This window comes from Ruegeria sp. BE9 (assembly GCF_056538765.1).
The window spans coordinates 81,426-105,798 of sequence record NZ_JBQFTS010000005.1; the positions used below are offsets into that span (position 1 = coordinate 81,426).

General features: G+C 57.9%; 12 protein-coding genes and 1 riboswitch. Of the genes, 10 read left to right on the top strand and 2 right to left on the bottom strand.

Translation table 11 applies throughout. The features are described from left to right. Window positions 1–81 precede the first annotated feature (81 nt). The 3 genes from ACR0EO_RS14635 to ACR0EO_RS14645 all read left to right on the top strand — a co-directional run bounded on the left by ACR0EO_RS14635 (window position 82) and on the right by ACR0EO_RS14645 (window position 14,557). The gene (locus ACR0EO_RS14635) at window positions 82–13,407 is read left to right on the top strand and encodes a hypothetical protein (protein WP_480691167.1); all 13,326 of its coding nucleotides are present in this window, start codon (window positions 82–84) and stop codon (window positions 13,405–13,407) included. 18 nt (window positions 13,408–13,425) lie between these two features. Then, entirely contained in the window at window positions 13,426–13,905 is a 480-nt protein-coding gene (locus tag ACR0EO_RS14640; RefSeq protein WP_480691169.1) for an invasion associated locus B family protein, read from the top strand. 127 nt (window positions 13,906–14,032) lie between these two features. Beyond that, on the top strand, window positions 14,033–14,557 hold the full coding sequence (locus tag ACR0EO_RS14645; protein ID WP_480691171.1) for an OmpA family protein: 525 nt from the start codon (window positions 14,033–14,035) through the stop codon (window positions 14,555–14,557). A gap of 66 nt (window positions 14,558–14,623) precedes the next feature. Here ACR0EO_RS14645 and ACR0EO_RS14650 read toward each other — a convergent pair whose 3' ends face one another. Next, a complete protein-coding gene (locus tag ACR0EO_RS14650) occupies window positions 14,624–15,475 on the bottom strand; it encodes a DMT family transporter (protein ID WP_480691173.1) in 852 nt (283 codons plus the stop codon). Between the two features lie 124 nt (window positions 15,476–15,599). Between ACR0EO_RS14650 and ACR0EO_RS14655 the strand changes: the two genes are divergently transcribed. From ACR0EO_RS14655 to ACR0EO_RS14680, 6 genes are all read left to right on the top strand, one after another. Then, entirely contained in the window at window positions 15,600–16,307 is a 708-nt protein-coding gene (locus ACR0EO_RS14655) for an ArsR/SmtB family transcription factor (protein WP_480691175.1), read from the top strand. Between the two features lie 324 nt (window positions 16,308–16,631). After that, window positions 16,632–16,829, top strand: a riboswitch (cobalamin riboswitch). A 130-nt stretch (window positions 16,830–16,959) separates the two neighbouring features. Next, entirely contained in the window at window positions 16,960–17,745 is a 786-nt protein-coding gene (locus tag ACR0EO_RS14660) for a DUF4198 domain-containing protein (RefSeq protein ID WP_480691177.1), read from the top strand. A 3-nt stretch (window positions 17,746–17,748) separates the two neighbouring features. Continuing rightward, window positions 17,749–18,360 (top strand): cobalt transporter CbiM, encoded by a 612-nt coding sequence (gene cbiM / locus ACR0EO_RS14665; protein ID WP_480691179.1) that lies wholly within the window; start codon window positions 17,749–17,751, stop codon window positions 18,358–18,360. Beyond that, window positions 18,357–18,917 carry a cobalt ABC transporter permease gene (locus ACR0EO_RS14670; protein ID WP_480691181.1) on the top strand — a complete coding sequence of 187 codons (561 nt, stop codon included), beginning with the start codon at window positions 18,357–18,359 and terminating at the stop codon, window positions 18,915–18,917. The genes cbiM and ACR0EO_RS14670 overlap by 4 nt, the downstream gene beginning before the upstream one ends. After that, window positions 18,917–19,696, top strand: a complete 780-nt coding sequence (gene cbiQ, locus ACR0EO_RS14675) for a cobalt ECF transporter T component CbiQ (protein WP_480691183.1) — start codon at window positions 18,917–18,919, stop codon at window positions 19,694–19,696. The genes ACR0EO_RS14670 and cbiQ overlap by 1 nt, the downstream gene beginning before the upstream one ends. Next, window positions 19,693–20,343, top strand: a complete 651-nt coding sequence (locus ACR0EO_RS14680; RefSeq protein ID WP_480691185.1) for an energy-coupling factor ABC transporter ATP-binding protein — start codon at window positions 19,693–19,695, stop codon at window positions 20,341–20,343. The genes cbiQ and ACR0EO_RS14680 overlap by 4 nt, the downstream gene beginning before the upstream one ends. A 137-nt stretch (window positions 20,344–20,480) precedes the next feature. On the opposite strand, the gene ACR0EO_RS14685 is transcribed toward ACR0EO_RS14680, so the two are convergent. Further along, window positions 20,481–22,901, bottom strand: a complete 2,421-nt coding sequence (locus ACR0EO_RS14685) for a GcvT family protein (protein WP_480691187.1) — start codon at window positions 22,899–22,901, stop codon at window positions 20,481–20,483. Window positions 22,902–23,112: 211 nt separating this feature from the next. On the opposite strand from ACR0EO_RS14685, the gene ACR0EO_RS14690 reads away from it, so the two are divergent. Further along, window positions 23,113–24,363 (top strand): sarcosine oxidase subunit beta family protein, encoded by a 1,251-nt coding sequence (locus ACR0EO_RS14690; RefSeq protein WP_480691189.1) that lies wholly within the window; start codon window positions 23,113–23,115, stop codon window positions 24,361–24,363. The last annotated feature ends 10 nt before the right edge of the window (window positions 24,364–24,373 follow it).

Here is a 24,373-nt window from a genome sequence, read left to right on the forward strand (position 1 = left end):
CGTCGAAAAGCAGGTGGCTGCTTTTCGAAACCAATCCCTTTTTCTGTAGCTTTTGGGTAAATTCGGTTGCGGGGTTTGAGGGTGCCAAAGAAGTCAAATCTGCTTTTTGCAGTTTCATTTTATGTTTTGGTTTCAACACCTTTGCTTGCTGCGCCGGACGCCGATTCCAAAGTCGGGGATACAGTTACAAACCCAGTAACAGGCCTGGATACAACCGTCAGCGCGCTGATCGTAGACCCAGCTTCGACACCTACAGCGGGTACAACCGCCTTTGTTGAGACGGCGGATGGCTACGTTTTCCTGGTCAAGGCCGCTGGTGGCACGATCTACAACTCTGACAATCCTCCTCTCGCGTTTCAGATTGTATCGATTTCCGGAACAACGGCTCAAATCAGCAATTCTGCAGCGTCCGGAACGGCCAGTTTGTCGACCCAGCTGACGTTGGCGCAGTACAATAGCAATTTCAACAGTTCTGGTACGCCTGGTGCCGTTACCCCACCCGAGGATGTTTCAGGTCCCAACGGTGTCAATCAGGTCGTTTATGGTAACGATGGCAGCAACGGGCGCGATGGCGCTCTGTTTGTCCCGCCAAGCTCTGGTGGAGACGGTGCCGATGGCCCGACACAAACTAAAACGCTGACAAGCGATGTAAATGCGACCAGCAATATTGGTTGGCAGGTCGGAAGCGTAGGCGGTGACGGCGGACAAGGCGGTGACTCGTATCTAAGTTTCTTTGACGGTCGAGATGGTGGTGACGGCGGCAAAGGTGGTACGGTCAACGCCACACAGGCCTCTGGCAGTACGATTCAGACATCCGGCGACGACAACAAAGGTATCTTTGCGTTCAGCCGAAGTGGTGAAGCAGGCGATGGCGGAAGTGGTTTCGCAGCGCCCGGCGGGGGCACTGGTGGCCATTCATCTGATGGTGGCAACGTAACCGTCACGCAAAGGGGCACGATTTCAACGACCGGAGACTCGGCGGATGGTATTTACGCACTGAGTGTTTCGAACAACGGTGGCAATGGTGGGTCGCAGTGGGGGCTGGTTGGTTCGTCCGGTGATGGCGGGTTCGGCGGCAGCGGCGGCGATGTGGTTGTGAATACAACTTCAAGTGCCAGCATCCTGACAACTGGCGACTATGCGAACGGCATTTACGCTCAGTCGATCGGTGGTTCGGGCGGATCTGCCGGCACTAGCGGTAACCTTCTGGTTTCCTTGATTGGTGGCGCAGATAATGGCGGCAACGGCGGTAAGGTTACGATCTCACACGGTGGAGCCATTGAAACGCAGGGTGATTTTGCTCGCGGGATTGTCGCTCAGTCTATTGGCGGCGGCGGCGGTGCTGGTGGAACTGCGGGCGGTCTTGTTGCTCTGTCTTTGGGTGGCGTCGGGTCAAACGGCGGCAGCGGTGATGATGTAAGTGTCACCGTGCAAGGCTCCGGAAGCATTTTGACTTCGGGCGCCGGCGCGGACGGCGTTATGGCGCAGTCCATTGGTGGCAGCGGCGGTACTGGTGCGAATTCTTACGGGTTAGTCGCGATCGGCGGGACAGGTTCCAAAGGCGGAACAGGTGCTGCAGTTAGTGTTACCAATAAGGGCCAGATCGTAACCGGCGGAGACGGCGCGCGTGGGATCATCGCTCAGTCAATTGGTGGCGGTGGCGGTGACGGCGGATCGTCTGGCGGTATGGTGTCGGTCGGCGGCAGTGGCAACGGCGGTGGCAGCGGCTCGACCGTTACGATTGTGAATGACGGGATCATCACTACGTCTGGCGATGACGCGATGGGTATTCTCGCGCAGTCAATTGGTGGCGGCGGTGGTAACGGCGGCTCTTCCGGCGCGGTCGGCGCTTTCGTGGGCGTGGCAATCGGAGGTGACGGCGGGGCTGGTGGCGCTGGCGGCAATGTAAACGTCACTCTGTCCGACACGGACAGTAGTCAGCCGTCGGCTATTCAGACTTCCGGGGATCGTTCGACCGGGGTATTTGCACAATCCGTCGGTGGCGGCGGCGGCAATGGCGGCGGCGCAGTCTCTGTTGCCGTAGGTGCTTTTGGTGCAGCTTCCGTATCTGTTGGTGGCTCGGCCGGTAGTGGCGGAGATGGAGGAGCTGTCACGCTCAGTGGCAGTGGGTCGGCTTCTGTTCAGACCGGTGGCGACGATTCCATCGGCGTTATGCTGCAATCGGTTGGCGGTGGCGGCGGTAACGGCGGCTATGCGGTGTCGGTTGCTGCCTCTGGAGGTCCCGTTTCGGGGTCTTTGGCGGTTGGCGTCGGTGGTGACGGTAGCTCAGGCGGTAAGGGCGGCCCGGTTACTGTTGGGCAATTCAACAGCAGCGGCGTCGCAACAGCCGCAGGTTTTGAAGGTACGGTTGTTACGACCGGGAACCGTTCGGCAGGCATGTTGTTCCAATCCGTTGGTGGAGGTGGTGGTAACGGTGGTCTTGCCGTTGCAGCGACCGGAGGCGCTTCGGCGCTATTTTCAGGGAATGTTTCGGTCGGTATCGGCGGCAAGGCTGGCGGCGGCGGCAATGGCGGGCTGGTCCAAGTTTACACCAAGGCAGATGTCACGACGACAGGCACAAATTCTAGCGGGATTATCGCCCAATCTGTCGGCGGTGGCGGCGGTAATGGCGGTGGCAGCATTGCCGCTGGGATCAGCGCCAGCGGCGGAGCCGCATTTGGCATAAACGTAAGTGTTGGCGGTGACGGCGGTGGAGCCGGCATCGGCGGTGACGTTACCCTGATCGCGGGTGGAAACTCGATCGAGACGAGCGGCGCGTTCTCCAGCGGTGTTGTGGCCCAATCTGTCGGCGGCGGCGGCGGTAATGGTGGGTATGCAATCGGTGCCAGTGCCGATATCGGCGGCGCGGCGGCTGGTTCGGTCAGCGTCGGCTTGGGCGGAAAAGCTGGCGGCGGCGGCGCGGGTGGAGACGTTACTGCGGAGGTCGATGCAGACGTCACGACCCGCGGGGATGATTCAGGTGCAGTTGTTGTTCAGTCCATCGGCGGCGGCGGCGGTAACGGGGGCTTTAGTGTTGCAGCGGGTTTGGCGGCAGGCGGCGCGGGTGCCGGTACCGTTGACGTTGGCCTTGGTGGCGATGGTGGCAGTGGCGGTGTCGGCGGAACCGTCTCGGGCGTGCGCGTAAATGGCGACGTTCGCACCGAGGGTGCGCGTTCAACCGGCGTTGTGATCCAGTCCATCGGTGGTGGCGGCGGCAATGGTGGTTTCAATGTCACTGCAGGGGTCGCTGCGGCCGGAGCCGGAGCAGGTTCAATTGGCGTTGGCCTGGGTGGTGATGGCGATATCGGCGGTGACGGCGGTATCGTCGAAGGTCAGGTGGCGGGCAACGTTACGACATTGTCCGACGGCTCAAGCGGCGTTGTGTTCCAGTCCATCGGTGGCGGCGGGGGTAATGGCGGTTTCAACGTAACAGCCGGTATTGCAGGGGCCGGTGCAGGCGGTGGAGCCGTCACGGTCGGCCTCGGCGGCAGCGGATTGGGTGGCGGTATCGGAAAAACCGTCACTGGGAGCGTGACGGGAACCGTCACTACCGGTGGCGCAGACTCGACTGCTGTTCTGGCACAGTCCGTTGGCGGCGGTGGTGGCAATGGCGGCTTTAACGTCAGCGCGTCGCTTGCAGGCGCTGGCGTAGCCAGCGGCGCAGTCTCAGTCGGCCTTGGCGGTGACGGTGGCAGTGGCGCGATTGGCGGGACAGTTAACCTGACGACGAGTAACAGCATTATAACTGCCGGAGATCGGTCTTCCGGCGTTGTGGCGCAGTCTATTGGCGGCGGCGGCGGTAACGGAGGCTTTAACGTCTCTGGCACCGGTGCCGGAGCAGGTACTGCCAGTGGCGCAGTCAGCGTTGGATTGGGTGGAACCGGCTCGGGAGGTGGAAACGGTGGTGCTGTAACGCTGACTTCGAACGGTACGATCCTGACGAAAGGGGACTCGGCCACTGCATTCCTGGCACAGTCCGTTGGCGGCGGTGGCGGCAACGGCGGCTTCAACGTGAGTGCATCTGTACAAGGCTCCGGCACAGCTGGGGGCGGTGTGTCCGTTGGTCTCGGCGGTAACGGCGCTGGCGGAGGTGACGGCAGCACTGTCCTTGCGACGTCCAACAATGCTGTTGAAACCGGCGGCGATCATTCGTCGGGTGTTGTCGCTCAATCCATTGGCGGCGGTGGCGGCAACGGCGGCTTCAACGTGGCCCCGGTCTTGTCCGGCGCGGGAACAGCTAGTGGCGCCGTGAGCGTCGGGCTTGGCGGTTCCGGAGATACAGGTGGCAATGGCGGCAACGTCACGCTGACTTCGAACGGGACCATTCTGACCGACGGTTTCGCCTCAAGCGGCTTTGTTGCTCAATCTCTTGGCGGCGGCGGCGGCAATGGTGGCTTCAATGTTTCACCAACGGTATCGGGTGCAGGAACTGGCGCGGGTTCGGTTTCTGTCGGGCTGGGAGGCTCGGGAGATAGTGGAGGCGATGGTAGCCAAGTCAGGGCCAGCACGACGGCAACTGTAGTCACCAAGGGTGATGCTTCGGTGGGAATTCTGGCCCAATCTGTCGGTGGCGGCGGCGGTAATGGCGGCTTTAACGTTTCGCCAGCCCTTGCCGGAGCAGGCACGGGTTCGGGCGCCATCAGTGTTGGACTGGGTGGATCCGGCGGTAGCGGCGGAAACGGCGGTATCGTGGGTCTTTCTGTTGAAAACAACGTGAAAACAGAAGGCGCGCAATCAAGCGCGGTCGTCGCCCAATCTATCGGTGGCGGTGGTGGTAACGGTGGTTTCAACGTTTCAGCATCCGTTGGCGGCGCAGGCACTGGGTCTGGTGCGGCGGCTGTAGGCCTAGGTGGTCGTGGCAGTGGTGGGGGTGATGCTTCGGCTGTCACAGCGACTGTCACTGGGAACCTTATTACATTGAAAGAAACATCGACCGGTTTGTTGGCGCAATCCGTTGGTGGCGGCGGCGGTAATGGCGGTATGAATATCTCGGTTGCGGTGGCCGCAGCGGGAACAGGTTCAGGCGGTGCGTCGGTTGGTCTGGGCGGTGCCTCCGGTACTGGCGGTGACGGTGGTACGGCCGAGGCAACCCTTAATGGGGATGTCTTGACTGAAGGTGACAACTCCGGCGGCGTTATCGTGCAAAGCCTTGGTGGCGGCGGTGGCAACGGCGGCATGAATGTCTCGGCCGCAGTAACAGTAGCCGGAAAGGGCAGCGGCGGTGCATCTGTTGGTATCGGCGGTAGCGGAGGCAGCGGCGGTAACGCTGATACAGCTTCTGGAACGGTCGTAGGCAACGTTACAACGCTGGGCGACAATTCTGGCGGTGTTCTTGTGCAATCTGCCGCTGGTGGCGGTGGCAACGGAGGTCTGAATGTTTCGGCAGCCGTGAACATTTCTGGGACCGGTGGCGGCGCGATTGGCGTTGGCATCGGTGGATCCGGCGGGGACGGCGGCAACGCAAGCGCGGCCACGGGCTCGGTCACAGGCGACGTAGTTACAGACGGCGACAACTCAACAGGCGTCTTGGTTCAATCCGTTGGTGGCGGTGGCGGCAATGGCGGCGTCAACATCACGGGCGCGCTGAGCCTCGCACGAACAGGATCGGGCGCTGCAGGTATCGGCGTAGGCGGCTTTGGTGGCAGCGGTGGCACCAGTGGGGCGGTAGACAATACCTTCGCAGGCAATGTCAGTACAGCAGGTGAACGCTCTGCCGGGATCATAGCGCAAAGCCTCGGCGGCGGCGGTGGCAATGGCGCGACTAACATTTCCGGCGCGATTTCTGTGGCCAAGGATTATTCGGGTGCTTTGGGTATCGGCGTGGGCGGCTTTGGTGGCGATGGTGGGGCGGCGGACAGCGTCACTCAGCGCGTTACCGGCAATGTCTCGACAACAGGCGATGACGCAGTCGGAATTTTGACACAGAGCCTGGGTGGTGGTGGCGGCAACGGCGGCACCAACATTTCGGCGGCTCTGTCTCTATCCCGCTCAGCTAACGCAGCGGTTGGTATTGGTGTCGGTGGCTTTGGCGGTGGCGGCGCAGATGCCGGTGCGCTGGTGCAATCAACTGTCACAGGCGGTGTGACCACCTCAGGAAATCGCAGCACGGGAATTCTGACTCAGAACCTTGGCGGCGGCGGCGGTAACGGCGGGACAAATATTTCTGCTTCACTGGGTATCAGCCAGGAAAACGGCGGATCGGTCAGCCTGGGTGTCGGAGGTTTTGGCGGCGGCGCGGGCAACGCAGGTAATGTCATCAGCACAGTGCGCTCAGCTCCGGATGGCAGCGGATCGACCTCAATCGTCACCACTGGTGTCGACAGTATCGGTGTCATGGCCCAATCCGTTGGCGGTGGCGGTGGTAATGGCGGCCTGAACGTATCAGGTGCTGTGAGCTTGACGGGTAAATCCGGTGCAGCAGTTGCATTGGGCCTTGGCGGCTTTGGTGGCGGTGGCGGGGATGCCGGTACGGTCGCTCTGGATGTTCAAAGCGACGTCGTGACTGCCGGGGACGGGTCACACGGTGTATTCGCCCAGAGCCTGGGCGGCGGCGGCGGAACCGGTGGAGTGAACATTTCAGGCTCTCTGGCGCTGACAAAACCATCGGGATCGGACACGATTTTCTCGGTTGCAGCGGGCGTTGGTGGCTTTGGAGGATCGGGCGGTAACGCAAGCGATGTTGACGTAGACTACACTGGCAACATTCAGGCCGTTCCGATGGTGGAGCAGTCCGATGGCACCTTTGCTGTTGATGAAAGCAAAGGCGCGAGTGGCCTGATTGCGCAGTCGCTTGGCGGCGGCGGTGGAAATGGCGGCACCAGTGTATCCGGTGGTATTGCGATCAGTGGCAAACCCGGAGCAGGTCAGCCAGATGACAGCAAGTCCTATGCTGTTGTCGTTGGCGTGGGTGGTTTCGGCGGCGGCGGCGGTGATGCTGGAAACGTCGATGTGAATGTTGGTGCAGGCAGCACAATCAAGGCACATGGTACCGGACAATCCGGCTTGCTGGCCCAGTCCGTTGGCGGTGGCGGTGGCAACGGCGGCTTGAACGTTTCGGGCGGGATCGTGTCCGATAGCTCTCTGATCGTTGGTGTCGGTGGATTTGCTGGCGACGGGGGCAAGGCAGGCGACGTAACCGTCACTTCACAAGCTGATATTACAGTCACGACGAACCCGGACGATATCTCGATCCCCGACGATACAACCTTTGAAGACAAGTTGCGGGACTTCTTGGGCGACTCGATTGTCGATGAAACCGAGGAACTGGCCTCGACCTTCGGGTTGGAGCGTCTCTTCATCGACATGGGAGTCTTTAACGAAGAAAAACCGGATACCGATGGTTCTGCCGGTCTGATGGCACAATCCATCGGCGGTGGCGGCGGTAATGGCGGCCTGAACGTATCGGGCGGCATCGCGCTAAGCAAAGATGGCAAGATTCCATCGGTCACCTTTGGAGTGGGTGGCTTTGGTGGCGACGGTAATCTGTCTGGCGATGTAACGGTGGATCATGCCGGAACCGTAGCGGTTGCGGGTAACTGGAAACACGGCGTTCTCGCCCAATCCATCGCGGGTGGTGGCGGCAATGGCGCGCTAAACGTGACCGGCCAGCTGAATTATGGCGATTCCAACAATTCAGACGGAAAGACCGACCTGAGCATCGTAGGTGGTCTGGGTGGTCATGGTGGCGCAGGCGCTGATGCGGGTGACGTGTCTGTCACGCAAACCGGCGATATTGCGACGAACGGCTATCACGCCCGCGGTATCTTTGCACAGAGCATTGGCGGTGGCGGCGGCACCGGCGGGATCAACGCGACATTTGTCGGCACCAAGGACAGCTCACCTATCGCGATGGGTATTGGTGGCTTTGGCGGCGGCGGCGGACATGCCGGCGACGTGGTTGTCGCGCGCGGCACTGCAGCTGTGGCAGCGGGTACCATCACAACCGATGGCGTCGGCTCGCACGGTATCGAAGCGTCGAGCATTGGCGGCGGCGGCGGCGATGCTGGCATCAATGCGGTTGTCGGTATCAGCAAAACTACCGGAAACAAAAGCAACGGTGGAACCGGTGACTCAACTGACCGTAAGACACCTACGAACACGGGCGTCGATGACTCGGTTATCGCGAACTACAATGCCGTTCTTGATGAGTTGGAAGGAAAGGTGAATCCGGCGGATTCCTCGGGCAATAAAACCGGTGTTTCCGCTGTGGTCGCCATCGGCGGCGATGCCGGAACTGCAGGGAATGGCGGTACGGTTGATATCGACCACTATGGTGACGTCGTCACTCTGCAAGACAGCAGCCACGGTGTGTTTGGACAATCGATCGGCGGCGGTGGCGGTAACGCGGCCTTGAACCTTGGCATGACTTACGAACTGGCGTCGGATGCAACAAACAAAGGCTTTGGCATTGCTGTCGGCGGTGGCGTCGGAGAAGGGGGAACCGGTGGTGAGGTCAATGTAAATAACACCGGCAACATCTCGACCTCCGGGGCGGACTCTCATGGTCTGTTTGCTCAGTCTGTTGGTGGCGGTGGCGGTAACGCCGGTTACAACTCGGCCTCGACGTCGGTGGATGGTGGCAATGTGAACATCCAGATCGGCCGTACCGGTGGTACGGGCGGTAGCGGCGGCGATGTCATCGCTAGTTCGAATGGGATTATCACCACGACAGGCAACCGTTCTTACGGGTTCTTCGCTCAGTCGATCGGAAACGGGGGCGGTAACTCATCCTCGGTTTCCGTCAGCGTTGGTACACCCAAAACCGGCGATAGTAAGGGCAACAAAGCCAGCCTGTCGGTCGGTTTGGAGGGCGGCACAGGCGGCGCGGCTGGTGACGTGACATCTGTGATCGCAGGGACTGTAGTCACACAGGGCGACGATGCCCATGCGGTGTTCGCGCAATCCGTTGGCGGCGGCGGTGGCAATGGCGGCAAAGCCAGCAACTCAGCCGGTGGCGGGATTTCGGCAGCACTGTCCATCGGCGGTACCGGTGGTACTGGCGGCGTGGGCGGCAAGGTTGATGTGAACAGCACTGCACAGATTGCGACCCTCGGAGATCGCTCGGTCGGCATCATGGCCCAATCCATTGGCGGCGCGGGTGGCACTGGCGGCATGGTTCAGGCAGGGCAATCCAACACCGACACCATCAAATCTGTCGTCAATCCATCCACTGTTGGCACTGCAGCATCGATCAACATCGGTGGAACCGGCGGAGACGGCATGACATCCGACACGGTGACTGTGGTTAGTGATGGGACGATCAGCACTGCCGGCATGATGGCACATGCGATCTTTGCGCAATCTGTCGGCGGCGGCGGTGGCATGGGCGGTTTGGTAGAAAACCGCATCATCAATCTGCGTAAAGAAATCGGTAACACGGCGACCTTGTCCATTGGCGGTACTGGTGGTTCCGGGGCGGTCTCGGCTGCTGTCTCTGTCACGAACCGCGACGTGATTCAGACCACAGGTGACAAGTCCGTAGGTATCTACGCACAATCCGTTGGCGGCGGCGGTGGCGATGCACAGCAGGTGCGCAATATCGTCCTTGGCCGGTCTTCGGACGGCTCGACCACCAACGCCATTCTGATTGGTGGTTCCGGTGGAACCGGCGGCGCTGGTAGCACGGTGAACGTGACTAACGAAAGCGATGCAACGATTGTGACGACTGGTAAAGAGAGCCACGGCATTTTCGCGCAATCCGTCGGCGGCGGTGGCGGTAACGGCGGATCGACGATTTCGGTCGATGGCCGCTACGGCGGGGCCGAGGCCAGTACACGGCGCGCGCTGCAATTTGGTCTGGGAGGTGCAGGTGGCACCGGGGGTACCGGCGGCAATGTATTGGTGACCAATGCCGGTACGATCGTTTCTACCGGCGCTGGGGCTCACGGCATCTTTGCGCAGTCTGTTGGCGGCGGCGGCGGCAATGGCGGCAACTCGATCACCGGGACGCTGAGGCTTAAGACAGGGGACAACAGCTCTCCGACCGCGCAGTTGAACATTGGCGGCTCGGGAGGCAGCGGCAATGTCGCGGGCAACGTGGTCGTCACGAATAGCGGTGATATCCGAGTGGATGGCGAAGGAGCCTATGGTATCTTTGCACAATCCGTTGGCGGCGGCGGTGGTAATGGCGGGTTGGCCGTTGCCATGGACGTGAATGACCTCAAGAACACGATGACCGGTAAGTCCTACTCCAAAATCGCCATTGGCGGATCTGGCGGGGACGGCTCAGACGGCGGTGACGTCACCGTCAACCACACAGGCGCCATTGTTGTGAATGCGACAAACGGGTTTGGTATCTATGCTCAATCTGTTGGCGGCGGCGGCGGTAATGCCGGATATTCCGTATCCTCTCCGCTGGTCTCGGCGCTGGATTATACTGTTTCGCAATTGCTCGGCGCACGTGAAGGATCCACGGGTTCGGTGGGCACCGTAACCGTTAATTCGACCGGGGACATTCTTGTGAATGGCTCGGGTAGCGAGGCGGTGTTCGCTCAGTCAGTGAACGGCGGCGGCGGTAATGTCGAAACAACGGTCGACTTCACCGCTTCGACAACTGGCACAGGCGGAACGGGCACGGTCTTTAACAGCGACATCTCACTGGGCGGTGACGAAGTGTCAGGAATGGCTGGCAGCCAGGTGGCCCAGTCACATACTGGCAACATTGCGACAACCAGCGATCAGTCGACTGGACTGCTTTTGCAGAGTGTCGGCGGCGGCGGCGGAACCTCCGCGACCAACGTCAATCTTCAGGACGGTGACGGTATCGATATCGCGGCCCGGTTGGGAGCGATCAACACTGATGACGCCAGCGGCGGAAACGTGAACGGCAGCCGTTCAGGGGATGTTGGTACGGATGGAGCGTTCTCGTCCGCAGGTGCGGCGCAATCCATCGGCGGTGGCGGCGGTAAGTTGGTGCTGAACAGCAGCGGAGCGGTCAACGCGAACAAGTCAGCTTCGGTAATTCTGGGTTCTGATCCCAGCTTTGACAATGACGGCGGCGATATTGTTCTGTCGCTGGACGGAAACGTGTTCACCAGTGGTGATCGGTCCTATGGTCAAAGCATTCAGAGCATCGGCGCAGGCGGTGGCGAGGTTGTCATCTCGGGCCTGGGACTGGCCGATGTGGTGCTGGGTGCGCAAGACGGGTCAACCGGTGATGGTGGCGATGTTGATTTCGCCAATATCGGTGACATGACCACCAGCGGTAAGGGATCCCACGGCTTTATCATTCAGAGTATTGGCGGTGGTGGCGGTCTTGTTTCGACTGACTTGGAAGCCAGCCGGATCACCGTAGATCTGTCGGACAACAATGGCGGTGACGGTGGTGACATTACCTTCCGACAGTCCGGGAACATCGTAACGACCGGCGAAAACGCGATTGGTGTCGTAGCCCAGTCGCTGGGCGGCGGCGGCGGCATGGTGGACTCGGTCTATCGTGGCGCAGCGGGCGGTGCTGGTTCAGGTGGTTCCATCGACATGGATCTGGCAGGCAACATTCTGTCGGTCGGAGATGGCGGCATCGGTGTCTTTGCACAATCTGCAGGCCGAGACGGGGCGGATGCGATTACGCTTGGTTTCGACGGTGTTGTGATGGGCGGTACAGGTGAGATCGGCTCAGTCGCATCAATTGTTGTGGCCGGAGGTGCCAACAACGCCCTGAGCCTTTCCGCTGACAGCGTTCTGTTGGCTGGAAACAACCAGCTGATGAATGGTGGGACAGGCAATGATCGAGTTTCGCTTGCGGGTACCGCCTTGGGCAATCTGAACCTTGGTGGCGGGGCAAACAGCCTGACGGTCGAAAATGGCGGGGCGTTTTACGCCTTGGACACCCTCGATCTGGGCGCTGCTGGCCAAATGCAGGTAAACGGCAACCTAGTATTGGGGGCCAACTGGGGTTTGAACACAGAACTTTCTCCGACAGTTCATGCGGGCGACTTTTCCTTTACCGAAAATGTTAGCCAGACCACGAACTTGAATGGAAGTTTGGCCTTTGGCGGCACCGCAACTTCGACCTTCGACGTATATTTCCTGACTTCGGGTGCGTCTGGTGGAAACAGCGACCTGATCAATGTCACCGGTAATGCAACGATGGGAGGCACGCTGACACCGCAGCTCAACACATTGGAACGGGCGCTGCCGCTTGTCATCATCAACCCGGGCGGTACAGCTGCGGATGCTGGCACGACGATCCAAGATACAGTTGTTCTGGACTATTCGATTGGATTGAACGGTTCCACGTCTGACGGAAGTTCGATCGATCTGGTCATTTCGCCTGACTATTCAACGGCTGGAATGACTGCGAACCAGGCGGCTGTAGGCGATTACATCAATCAAGTGTTGAATGGGCAAGGCTCAGCTGAACAAGGTCAATTGTTTGCATTGATCGGCAATATGCAGTCCGAAGCAGACGTTATTGCAGCGATAAACAGCCTAACTGTTGGTGATTACGCATCCGATGCCGTTGACGCCTATTATGCAACCCGCGTGTTTGCCAATGCGCTCCACAATTGCGACCGATACACGCAATATCAGTCCGGAGATGATCCGCGGAATTGCGCGTGGTTCACGGGTGGACGGTCATTCTACGACCGCGAACAAACCGGTGTTTATGAAGAGCTGGATATTAACGCAACCAACCTAACCGCCGGCTTTAGATTCCCTGTGGGCGATGACCTATACGCTGGTATTGCAGTCGGCTACGACCAGATGAGCCTGAGAAACGGTAACCAGTACAACGCCAGTGGTGATCGTTTCAATATTGGTGCGTCCATGACCAAGTATATCGGCGCCTGGGAGATGGCGGCGATGCTCTCGGCAGGTTGGTCTGATTACGATACTGTGCGCTCTGGTGGGATCAGTGGAACATTGCCCGACGGCTCAGTTGTGGATACGGTTGGCGTCAGCTCGCTCAAACATAAGATGAACCATCAGAACCTGCGTCTGAGTTTTGCTTATGATCACAGGTTCGCTGGTGGCCGTTCTTATCTGAGACCCGAAGTCGCCGTGGACGCGACACGTCTGGCGACTGAGGGCAATGGACAGGCTACCTTGTCAGGGGTTGTTCTGCAGGATGACAGCGAAATGATCTACTCGCTGACGCCGTCTCTTGAGATCGGGACCGAGCAGACGTTGAGCGCTTCTCAGAAACTACGGGCAAGCTTCCGCGCGGGTGCCATTATTTCGTCGGATGACACTGTTTCAGTGACCGCTGGATTTGCAGGTGCAAGTTCTTCTGACGGTGGTTTCTCGAACACCAGTTACGTCGGGGATACACACGGGTTGGTTTCTGCCCAGCTGGGACTGTACGCTTTGGACGACAGCAGTTTTATTAACCTGAGCATCGACCACATGTTCGGGGACTCGACCGAGTCCCTGCAGGTTGGTCTTGGGGTTGGGGTAGAGTTTTAAGGCATGAGGAACAGCAGAATGAAAAAATGGATATGCGCAGTGGGCCTGGGGTTAGGGGCCGCGCTTCCCGTAGCCGCACAAGAGGCCGCAGCCCCGCCATGGTCGGTCAGTTGCAGTAATCTGGTCAACGGCACCGAGTTGATCTGCGAAATGACACAGAGCATTGTCCTGAGCGAAAATAATCAGCGGCTTGCTTCTGTCGCGCTCATCAAATCCGCGGGCAATGATGAAACCGAAGCAGTGCTGACTCTGCCCTTTGGTTTGCTCTTTTCGGAGGGTTTGATTGCGAGTGTTGATGACACTGAAGTTGCGCGTTTGGAGTATCTGACCTGCGAAGCACAGGGTTGTTTTGCGCGTTCTCCGGTTTCAGCCGAGTGGATGTCTGCAATGCGGGCTGGAAAGCAGATGACAATCCAAGCCAAAAATCGGGTTGGTGAACCAATTTCGTTTGGTTTTGATCTCGCCGGTTTCAGCCAAGTTTCTGACCTCTTACCCTAACCAATCACCGGGTTTTGAAACAGTGATGTGCACGTCGGGCGGGTGCTTGACAGCATGACCAACGGTCTTTGAGTTGAGTCGATCAGTTGTTCCATCAGCACCACGCCGTGTCTGAAGGGCAGAGCTTTTGAAAGCGGTTGATAGTTACAAACCGACCGTGGCCGTTGGCTTTACCGATGCCGTTGGTTCATCCGGGTACAATCAGGATCTGGGTCAAAGGCGCGCAAACACTGTAGCAGCTGCTTTGGTCGCAGAAGGCGTGTCTGTTGATCAGATCGGAAACGTTTCAAGCCGCGGAAAGACGGACCTGCTTATCGAAGTTGCAACGGCGGACCGCCGTAACCGCCGCGTCACAGTTGGTTTGGCCGAGATTCTTTCGGCCTGTCGCAGCTATCGCGATGTCCAGTTGTCCAGTGCGTCGATTGGCGACGAGTTGGAGGGCGATCTGGTGAACAGGCTTGAGGTGGCCGCGTCGCAGCTTTCTCAGCTGACTAATACCGGCCAAATCGGCCCGGCGTTCCAAATGGCGGGAGCCGCTCGCGAGGATTGCGGGACAGCAGCGGGCCTTAATGCGGATTCTGTTCGGAAGGTCGAGTATTCAAAACGCTGTTTCTGTAGCTTTGCCAGACTCGAGGCGGCTTTGGGAAGCTAACCCAATCAGCGCCTTGCTTTCGATTTGGTAGGGCCTGCAAACTGGGGGCAGTATGAACAGTGCCGTCTATTTTTGATTTTGGGCAGCCAGCAACACGGCAATCATGACCAGAATACCTCCCGCGATGGTTCGACCATTGGGAACCTCGGCTAGAATGAGAAAGGCCAAAACCGGTGCCAGGGGTACTTCCATTGTGCTGAGCAAGGCCGTCTGCCCGGATGGCATGCGCTTCGCTCCTTCGGCCAAAGTGACCGAAGCGATTGCAAAGATGAGCCCAAATGCGCTTAACGTGAGGATTTCGTGTAACGGGATGCTTAAAGGGTTTCCAAGAACCAAACCGATCGGCAAGAGCAAGATCGATGACAGTGCTGAAGGGCCCGCACCAGGGGTCGAGGGGTATTTTCGGTAGATCACCATCAACAGCGCCATAGCGAAGGCCATGAATAGCGCCAGAACGTCACCCCGCACGTTGACTTGACCCAGTGACCCGGAAACGATGATTGCCACGCCTGCCAGAGCCACTAATGAGCCAATTACTATTTCACGCGAAGCTTTTTCACCCATCCATAGCCAAGCTAGAAACGCCGCCAGTAGAGGGGATATCGCGTATATCAGCGATACATTTGCAATGGTTGTCAGTTTGAAAGCAGCAATGAAAGCGGACGTTCCCAATGCCCCAACTATAGCGACTGCGAGGCCACTCACGCGCATGTCATGAAAGTTCTCACGGAGCGCCCCGCGATGCGAAATCCAAAGCACGGTAAAGACGGCCGAAAAAGCTCCCCGCCAGAAGATGATGTCCCAAGGCGCCGCCTGCACGCCTTTGGAAAACAACCCAGCTGTACTGAAAGTAACCGCCGAAATAGTGACCAGAACGATGCCCATTCTGTGGTGAGGTTGAAGTACTCTGGTAGTCATTTCGTTTATCCTCACCCACTGTTCTAGCTCTTAACGGTTTGATGCGGACGCCTAGAGCCAATCAACCTGTGTTTCAGAGGTCTATAGGTTGACCGACAGGGCATGTTTCGGATATTTCCGAAGTATGTATGATGAACCTCCGATGTCCCGTGTCGGCGCGTTGATCGGTTCGCCAGCGCGCGCTTTGATGCTGACAGAATTGTTTGATGGCAGGGCTTTGACCGCGACCGAACTTGCGGGTGTTGCTGGTGTTTCAGCCGCCACTGCAAGCGAGCACCTCGGGCTTTTGCTTGCTGGCGGTTTGGTGTCGCGAGAGAAAAGTGGAAGACACAATTACTACAGGTTAGCTTCGCCCGAGATCGCTAATGCGCTGGAACAGCTTGCGGTGCAGACAGCACAAATTGATCCCGGTGTGCCAGCCAAACCAAAGGTGCGAACGCCCATTCAGGATGCGCGCATGTGTTATGATCACATCGCTGGTCGTCTGGGCGTCGCGATTGCGGATGCGTTGGTGGAAAATGGCTCCTTGGTTCCTTTGGACAGTGATTACGATCTGACACCAAAAGGGGTGGCGATGTTTACGTCCCTTGGAATTGATGTGTCGGACTTGCGTACTTCGAAGCGGCTGTTTGCTCGCCAATGTCTGGATTGGAGTGAACGCCGTCACCACGTTGCAGGAGCGGTAGGTGCGGCGGTGGCTGAACTGGCTTTCGAGAGAAGCTGGATAATCCGAACCAAAGAACGCAGAGTTCTTTCGGTAACTCCCAAAGGGCAGAAGGAAATGAAGGATTTTCTGGGCGTAAGACTCCACTTAGATAAAGCGATGCGATAGGGCGTTCCTCGATTCTCACCACTGCTAATCCCGATGGTGGTCAAATCGAACAGTGGGTTCACCGCATTGACCTCAAAGCCCTTCATTTAAAGGGTTCGTCGGCATCAATGCGCCACTTTACATTCAACTGTTTTGCTTACTCCTGATGCTGCCAAATCCGGCCAAGCTTGCTGTTATGATTGAATTAATCGCGCTTACACAGACTTGGTTAAGGCACGAGCGCTAATTGGTTGACGTTTCTTGCCCGAACGTTGGGGTATTCTGCCCCGGCTTTTTCCTGCTCCTGATGCAAAAGTTTGTTGACTGAGAACAGCAATGTCTGGCAAGCCGCTCGGCATGTCCGGTTCCGGAGCTCGCTTTGGAATCAATAGGGAATGCGGTGAGGGTTTTGGCCCAATTCCGCAACTGCACCCGCAACTGTAGGCGGCGAGCAGGGCTGATACGCCACTGAGGGTACTCGGGAAGGCCAGTCCAACGCTTAGACCCGCAAGTCAGGAGACCTGCCGGACATGTGCTCCCATTAGGAGCACTCCTAATCGGCGACGGGATGTTCGCGGACCGGGATGCTTAATTAAGCACAACGGCCTTGGACCCCCTCAGTCACAACGCATTTCGTGCCGGGAATGGCGCGATGGGACAAGGACGAATTTACATGAAAAAGCTGCTCTGCGCGGCCGCAACCGCTCTGGCGCTACCCGCCATGGCACAGGCGCATTTCCTGCTGGAATACACCACCGAAACCATGATCGAGAAACCAGGTGATGTTCCGGTAAAGCTCATCTTTTGGCACCCGTTCGAGAACGGCCATGTCATGGATCTGGAGAAGCCACAGGAATTCTATGTGATCCACAATGGTGAGAAAACCGACCTGCTGGATACGTTGGAACCCGTGCGTTTTACCGGCGGTGAGAACGAAGGCGCGGCGTTCAAGGGTTCGGTTCCTGTCAAACGCTCGGGTGACTACGTGCTGGTTACCGTTCCTCAGCCCTACTATGAGGAATCCGAGGACATCTACATCCAGCAGCTAACCAAGGCGTTTCTGAACCGCAATGAGCTGCCAACCGACTGGATGAATCCGGTTGGTTTGGCAACCGAGATCATTCCGCTGAACAAGCCAACCAACGTTATCGCGGGTTCAACATTCACCGGCCGCGTATTGGCCGATGGTCAACCGGTAGCAGGTGCCGAGATCGAGATCGAATACATGGCCGCTGAACCAGACATGGACAGCGCGGCGTCATCGACTCCGTCGGTCTCTCCGATGCCAGGTGGCGCTGTGGTCGCCATTTCGGACGATAACGGTTATTTCTCGTTCGGCGTACCGAAAGCGGGTTATTGGGGGTTCGCTGCACTTGGTTCGGGTCCGGCAACCGAACATGAGGGCAAAGAACTCAGCCAGGATGCGGTCATCTGGATCCGCGCCTGGGACATGGAGTAAGAGATGCACATCGTCGACGGAGCCCTTTCCAACCCGGTCGTCATTGGCGGCGCCGTTGCGGCCGCGGGCGGGATTGCTATGGGTCTCAGGTCGCTGGATCTTGATCGCATCCCCACTGCGGGGGTGCTGTCGGCCACCTTCTTCGTGGCTTCCTTGATCCACGTCCCGATCGGTCCGTCGTCGGTGCATTTGATCCTGAATGGCATGGCCGGGCTTTTGCTCGGCTGGGCCGCCTTCCCGGCACTGTTCGTCGGGCTTTTGCTCCAAGCTGTCTTCTTTGGCTTTGGCGGGTTGACGGTATTGGGGATCAACACCCTCAACATTGCGCTGCCTGCAGTTCTGGCCGGAATGCTCTTTGGCCGCCTGATCGCACGCGGAACACCTCTGCATGGCGCGATTTGGGGGGGCGTAGGCGGAGCCTTCGCAATCGCGGCTACAACCGCAATGGTCGCCATTTCGCTGGCCCTGTCGGGTGAGGAATTCCTGCCCGCCGCCAAGCTCGTGTTCTTTGCACATATCCCTGTCATGGCGATCGAAGCGCTGCTGACTGGTTTTGCTGTGTTGCTGGCCCGTAAGGTCAAGCCCGAGCTCTTCCTCAAAGGAGCAACCACATGAAGCATATGGTTCTCATTCTGGCTTTGTGCTGTGCGCCTTTACCGGCGCTGGCGCACAAGGTTATCGCGGGTGTCTTTGCCTCCGGTGACTCGATAGAAGGAGAACTGGGGTTCTCGAATGGTGACATGGCAAGTGACACCGAGGTTGTCGTGAGCGGACCGGACGGAACCGAATTGGGCCGTGTGGTCACAGACGGCGATGGCTTCTTTATCTACAAACCGACCTTAGCCGTTACGCATACTTTCTTTGCGGATCTCGGCGCCGGTCATATCGCTGAAATCGTCATGCCTGCCCAAGAAGTCGCGGAAATCATGGGTGTCGAGGCTATAGTAACACCCACCGCAACAGCCTCAACGACCGATGCAGCGTCATTTAACGCAGAACAGCAACAGATGATTGCTAAAGTGGTCCGCGATGAGATGCGCCCCCTGCGCCGCGAGATCGCAGCCTACCGTGAGCAAAACGATCTACAGACCATCCTTGGCGGGATTGGCTATATTGCCGGTTTATTCGGGCTTGGCTTTTACCTCGCCGCGCGCAGGAAGTTGGCCGCCTGATGGCGCACGCACTGGGACCTCGTGAAAAGACACTGTCTGAGGCAGGTGTACAGCGCGAAGGCCTCATCAGCCCGCTCGATCCGCGTGTGCGGATCGTGATGGCGGTGATCTTTGCGATTGTGACCGTTTCGTTGTGGTCTATTCCCGCGCTTATTGCCGCATTTACGGTTTCCCTTTCCCTTCTCGCGATGTCACGTCTGCCTTGGCGGAAAACGCTGAAACGCATGGCCATGATGGACGGGTTCATCATTTTCATGCTGGTACTGCTGCCGTTTTCCATGCCCGGTGATCCGATGTTTACCGTTTGGGGTTTCCCGGCCAGCTGGCAGGGCCTGTGGAAAGCAATCGAGATCGCACTCACTGCCAACGCGGTGATCCTGTCCGTGATGGTTCTGGTTGGAACTATGGAGCCTGTCACGCTGGGTCATGCCCTGCATCGGCTACACTGCCCTGAAAAACTCGTGCTTCTGATGATGTTCACTATCCGATACATCGAAGTTCTGCGAGAAGAGTACCTGCGTCTTCGATCTGCTATGAAAGTACGCGGATTTCGCCCGGGGACGAATTGGCATACCTATCGAAGCTTCGGTTATCTGGTTGGTATGATGCTGGTCCGCGCGATCGAACGCTCGGAGCGGATTCTTGCAGCCATGAAATGCCGAGGCTTCTCGGGGCGTATGCTGTTGCTTCAGGACTATAAACTGAGCCACAAGGACATTGTTTTTGCTGTAGGTCTTTGCGTCCTCTGCATTGTCTTGCTCATATGGGACTTCGCATGACTTTGATCGCGCTAGAAAATGTGTGCTTTGCATATCCTGGCCAAGCCCCAGTTCTGAATGGTGCCGACCTGAACCTAAGTGCCGGACAGCGCCTGTCACTAACGGGCCCAAACGGTGCCGGCAAGTCGACTTTGTTGCGCATCATGCTTGGACTGCAACGCCCAACCTCGGGCACCGTGACGATCTTTGGGCAACAGCGCAACGTCGAGGCCGACTTTCACGAAGTGCGCCGTCGTATGGGTCTTGTGTTTCAGGATGCCGACGATCAGCTATTCTGCCCAACTGTCGCCGAGGACATTGCCTTTGGCCCCTTGAACCTTGGTAAGTCACGGGATGAGGCGCTGACGGTCGTCGACAAAGTGCTGGGCGATCTGGACTTGATGCATCTGAAGAACCGTATCACCCACAAACTTTCGGGCGGAGAAAAACGCCTTGTGACATTGGCCACGGTTCTGGCGATGGATCCCGAAGTGCTGCTGTTGGACGAACCCACGAACGCGTTGGATACCAAGAACGAAGCGCGGCTGTTGGAGATCCTAAAGTCACTGCCGCAGGCTATTCTGCTGGTTAGTCATTCGCCTTCGTTCCGGGCAGCGCTCGCACCAGACGCGCTGGATTTGCGCGAAGGTAAATTGGTGGTCGCTTGAGACCACCTGCGCTAAGGCGACGGGCGGTGTGGTGATTTTGCAAAGGAATCCGATTTCGCTGGTGACGGGTTGGCACCTATAAAAAGCTCGCGCCCGAAGGAGCCAGCCGACAGGGCTGGCTCACTCTTTAATCAAGCTTAACCGCGCAGTACCTCGCCTGCCGCATCAAACGGGGGCTCGTGCAGAATGGTAGCTTTGTGGGGGCGGCCCAAAACCATCACTTCGACCTCATCGCCGGGCTTGGCGCTTTTGACATACCCCAAGGCCAGGGACATGCCGACGGTATAGCCGTAAGTGCCCGAGGTCACACGACCAATGCCTTCACCGTTCTTAAAGATCGGCTCGCCACCGGTTGCATCGGCGTTCGAAGCGTTGACGTCCGCCTCTTCCAAGTGCAGCAGGACCAACTGTTCGCGGGCGGGGTTCTCAAGTACTTTCAGCGCCGCCTCTTTGTTCAAGAAATCCTTCTCGAACTTGCAGAGACGTTCCAGTCCCACTTCATGTGGCCAGTACTCAGGGCTATATTCGCGGCTCCACGATCCATAGCCTTTTTCGACACGCATAGACATCAGTGCTCGGCTGCCGACTGGACCGGCACCGAACTCTTTGCCTGCTTCGATGAGGGCGTCATACAGGCGAGCTTGATCTTCGGTGGCGCAATGCAGTTCCCATCCCAAGTCGCCGGTGAAGGATACACGCAGGGCCAGTACTTTGACGCCCGCTAGCTCGATCATGGCCGAGCGCAAGAATGGAAAGTCTTTGGTTGCCAGCGACGCATTGGTCAAGCTTTGCAGGATTTCACGCGACTTGGGGCCAGCGACGTTGAAGCCGCACATCGCTTCGGTCTTGCTTTCAAACGTGGTGCCTTCCGGAAGCGGAACCTGCTTGAAGAACCGTTTGTGATAGCGTTCCGCCATTCCCGAGCCGATGATCCAGAATTCATCCTCGGCTACGCGGGTGACGGTGAAGTCTCCGGCAATTCCGCCGCGCTTTGAAATCAAAGGGGTCAGGCAGGATCGTCCCACCGACTTAGGCATATTGTTGGCAAAAACCGCGTTCAGCCAATCTCCAGCGTCAGGTCCTTTGCAGATGTATTTTGCAAAGTTCGAGATATCGATGATGCCCGCGCGATCCCGCAACATTTTGCATTCTTCGCCGACAGGCCCCCACCAGTTCTGGCGAGTGAAGCCATTGGTATCTACGGTGCCAGGCTCATCTGCAAACCAAAGGGGGTGCTCCCAGCCGACATTGAGACCAAAGACGGCGCCCATGTCCTTTTGCGTCTCATAGATCGGGCGCACACGGGCAGGGCGACCAGCGCTGCGTTCTTCGTTCGGGAAGTGGATCGCAAAACGGTGTGCGTATTGGTCCTGTACTTTGGCCTTTGTGAATTCCTTAGTGGCCCAGGTGTCAAACCTCGCCATGTCCCATGCGAACATGTCGTATTCGGTTTCGCCCTCGATGATCCACTGCGCTGCCATCAGGCCCATGCCACCTGATTGCGAAAAGCCGGGGATGATGCCGTTGCAGCAGAAATAACCCTCTACTTCGGGCACCGGGCCCATCAGGACGTTCGAGTCTGGCGACCAAATCATCGGGCCATTGATGACTCGTTTGATGCCAGCTTCGCCCACGGCAGGCAGGCGTTCTATGGCATTCATCATGTTCTCTTCGATCCGTTCAAGATCATCGGGGAACAGGTCGTGCGCGAAGTCCAGCGGAGTGCCTTCCTCGGCCCAAAATTTCATGTCTTTCTCATACGCGCCGACCAACAGGCCGTTGCCTTCCTGACGCAGATAGTACTCGCCATCCCGGTCCGAAACCGAGGGCAGGCGTGTGCCGTGGGCTTGAACGTCTGACATAGCTTCGGTCACAAAATACTGATGCTCAGTGGGCTGCAGCGGCAGGTCAATCCCAGCCAGCTTGGCGACTTCACGTCCCCAAAGACCGGCTGCATTGACCACCCATGGCGTCTTGATGTCACCCTTAGGTGTCTTAACGACCCAAGTGCCGTCTTCCTGCTGTTCAGTCGCCGTAACGGGTGTAAAGCGATGGATCTCAGCGCCTCGCTGACGCGCACCAACCGCATAGGCATTGGTCACACCTGAGGGGTCGACGTTGCCACCGTCTGGTTCAAACATCACGCAGCGGATGCCTTCGTAATTGACCAGTGGGTTCAGTTTTTGCGCCTCTTCGATGCTGATCTCATAGAAGTTCATGCCATAAAGTTTGGCCTTCGCGGCCTGCAGCTTGAGTTGATGCTCGCGCTCTTCGGTTTGCGCCAGATACAGTGAGCCGGGCTGAAAAACGCCGCAGCTTTGCCCGGTTTCTTCTTCCAACGAATTATATAGATTCATCGTATAATGCTGGATGCGGCTGATGTTGGTGCTGTCGTGCAAGCCGTGAATGTTGGCTGCTGCGTGCCAAGTAGAACCAGAGGTCAACTCGTCTCGTTCCAGCAGAACCACGTCTGGCCATCCCAATTTAGTCAAGTGATAAAGGATTGAGCACCCGATTACACCACCACCGATGACGACGGCCTGAGCTTCTGTTCGCATTTTTGCTATCTCGCGCGTTTTGTGTCGCGGAGTTTCTTTCACGAACGGTATGCCAACGACAATGTCCACAAAATTCGAGGATAAATGAGCTGAACTAAACCCAAGGTCGACTTTGTCGAAACAGATAAACTGAATGACGGATTAGGAAGGGGTTTGAGAGCTTCGTATGCGCAATATGCGACGGCGCACAGCGAAGTAAGGAAACACCAACATGCGATACTCGGCATTAGCGATATTGCGGCAGGTTCTGAATGGGCACCGAGGCTGGACACCCGCCTGGCGCGACCCGGAACCGCAATCGGACTATGACTTTGTCGTGGTTGGCGGTGGTGGCCATGGTTTGGCTACGGCCTACTACCTAGCCAAGGAATACAAGGCTGGGCGGATCGCCGTTTTGGAAAAGGGTTGGATCGGCGGTGGTAATGTCGGCCGGAATACGACGATTGTTAGGGCGAACTATCTGCTGGATGGCAATCAACCGTTTTACGAGCTGTCCTTAAAGCTATGGGAAAACCTTGAGCAGGACTTGAATTACAACGCGATGGTCAGCCAACGCGGTATTTTGAACCTGTGCCACACCGACGCTCAGCGTGACGCGTATCGTCGTCGGGGAAACGCTATGATCTTCAACGGTTCTGGCGCTGAGCTGTTGGACACCGAAGGCGTGCGTGCAATGTATCCTTTTCTGAACTTCGACGATGCACGTTTCCCGATCAAAGGTGGCCTGCTGCACCGCCGTGGCGGAACTGTGCGCCATGATGCCGTGGCTTGGGGGTATGCCCGGGCCGCAGATCAGTGCGGTGTCGACATCATCCAGAATTGTGAGGTCACAGGTTTTCGCGTTGAAAACGGCAAGGTGCTGGGTGTCGAAACCACGCGTGGCTACATTGGGGCCAAAAAGGTGGGGGTTGCGGTCGCCGGGTCTTCTGGCCGTGTGATGGCAAAAGCCGGAATGCGTTTGCCCATCGAAAGCCACGTGCTCCAGGCGTTTGTGACAGAAGGGCTAAAGCCGGTCCTAGACGGTGTGATTACCTATGGCGCCGGGCACTTCTACGTCAGTCAGTCCGACAAGGGCGGCTTGGTGTTTGGCGGCGACATCGATGGATACAACACCTACGCGCAACGCGGCAATTTACCGGTGGTTGAGGATGTTGCCGAAGGCGGCATGTCTTTAATGCCGATGATCGGTCGCGCCCGTATATTGCGGATGTGGGGCGGGGTGATGGATATGTCGATGGACGGATCGCCGTTCATCGATCGCACGGACATTGATGGCCTCTATTTCAATGGGGGCTGGTGCTATGGCGGCTTCAAGGCGACCCCAGCCTCTGGATTATGTTTCGCGCATCTACTGGCGACCGACCAAGCACATGAAGTTGCGACCGCCTATCGTCTAGACCGGTTCATGACCGGCCGAATGATCGACGAAAAAGGTATGGGCGCGCAGCCCAACCTTCACTGAGGAAACCCGG

Bases quoted from the DNA above. Each gene is read 5' to 3' on its own strand.
- ACR0EO_RS14660 (WP_480691177.1), top strand. From the start codon at position 16,960: ATGAAAAAGCTGCTCTGCGCGGCCGCAACCGCTCTGGCGCTACCCGCC.
- ACR0EO_RS14650 (WP_480691173.1), bottom strand. From the start codon at position 15,475: ATGACTACCAGAGTACTTCAACCTCACCACAGAATGGGCATCGTTCTG.
- cbiM (WP_480691179.1), top strand. From the start codon at position 17,749: ATGCACATCGTCGACGGAGCCCTTTCCAACCCGGTCGTCATTGGCGGC.
- ACR0EO_RS14655 (WP_480691175.1), top strand. From the start codon at position 15,600: ATGTATGATGAACCTCCGATGTCCCGTGTCGGCGCGTTGATCGGTTCG.
- ACR0EO_RS14680 (WP_480691185.1), top strand. From the start codon at position 19,693: ATGACTTTGATCGCGCTAGAAAATGTGTGCTTTGCATATCCTGGCCAA.
- ACR0EO_RS14670 (WP_480691181.1), top strand. From the start codon at position 18,357: ATGAAGCATATGGTTCTCATTCTGGCTTTGTGCTGTGCGCCTTTACCG.
- cbiQ (WP_480691183.1), top strand. From the start codon at position 18,917: ATGGCGCACGCACTGGGACCTCGTGAAAAGACACTGTCTGAGGCAGGT.
- ACR0EO_RS14685 (WP_480691187.1), bottom strand. From the start codon at position 22,901: ATGCGAACAGAAGCTCAGGCCGTCGTCATCGGTGGTGGTGTAATCGGG.
- ACR0EO_RS14690 (WP_480691189.1), top strand. From the start codon at position 23,113: ATGCGATACTCGGCATTAGCGATATTGCGGCAGGTTCTGAATGGGCAC.
- ACR0EO_RS14640 (WP_480691169.1), top strand. From the start codon at position 13,426: ATGAAAAAATGGATATGCGCAGTGGGCCTGGGGTTAGGGGCCGCGCTT.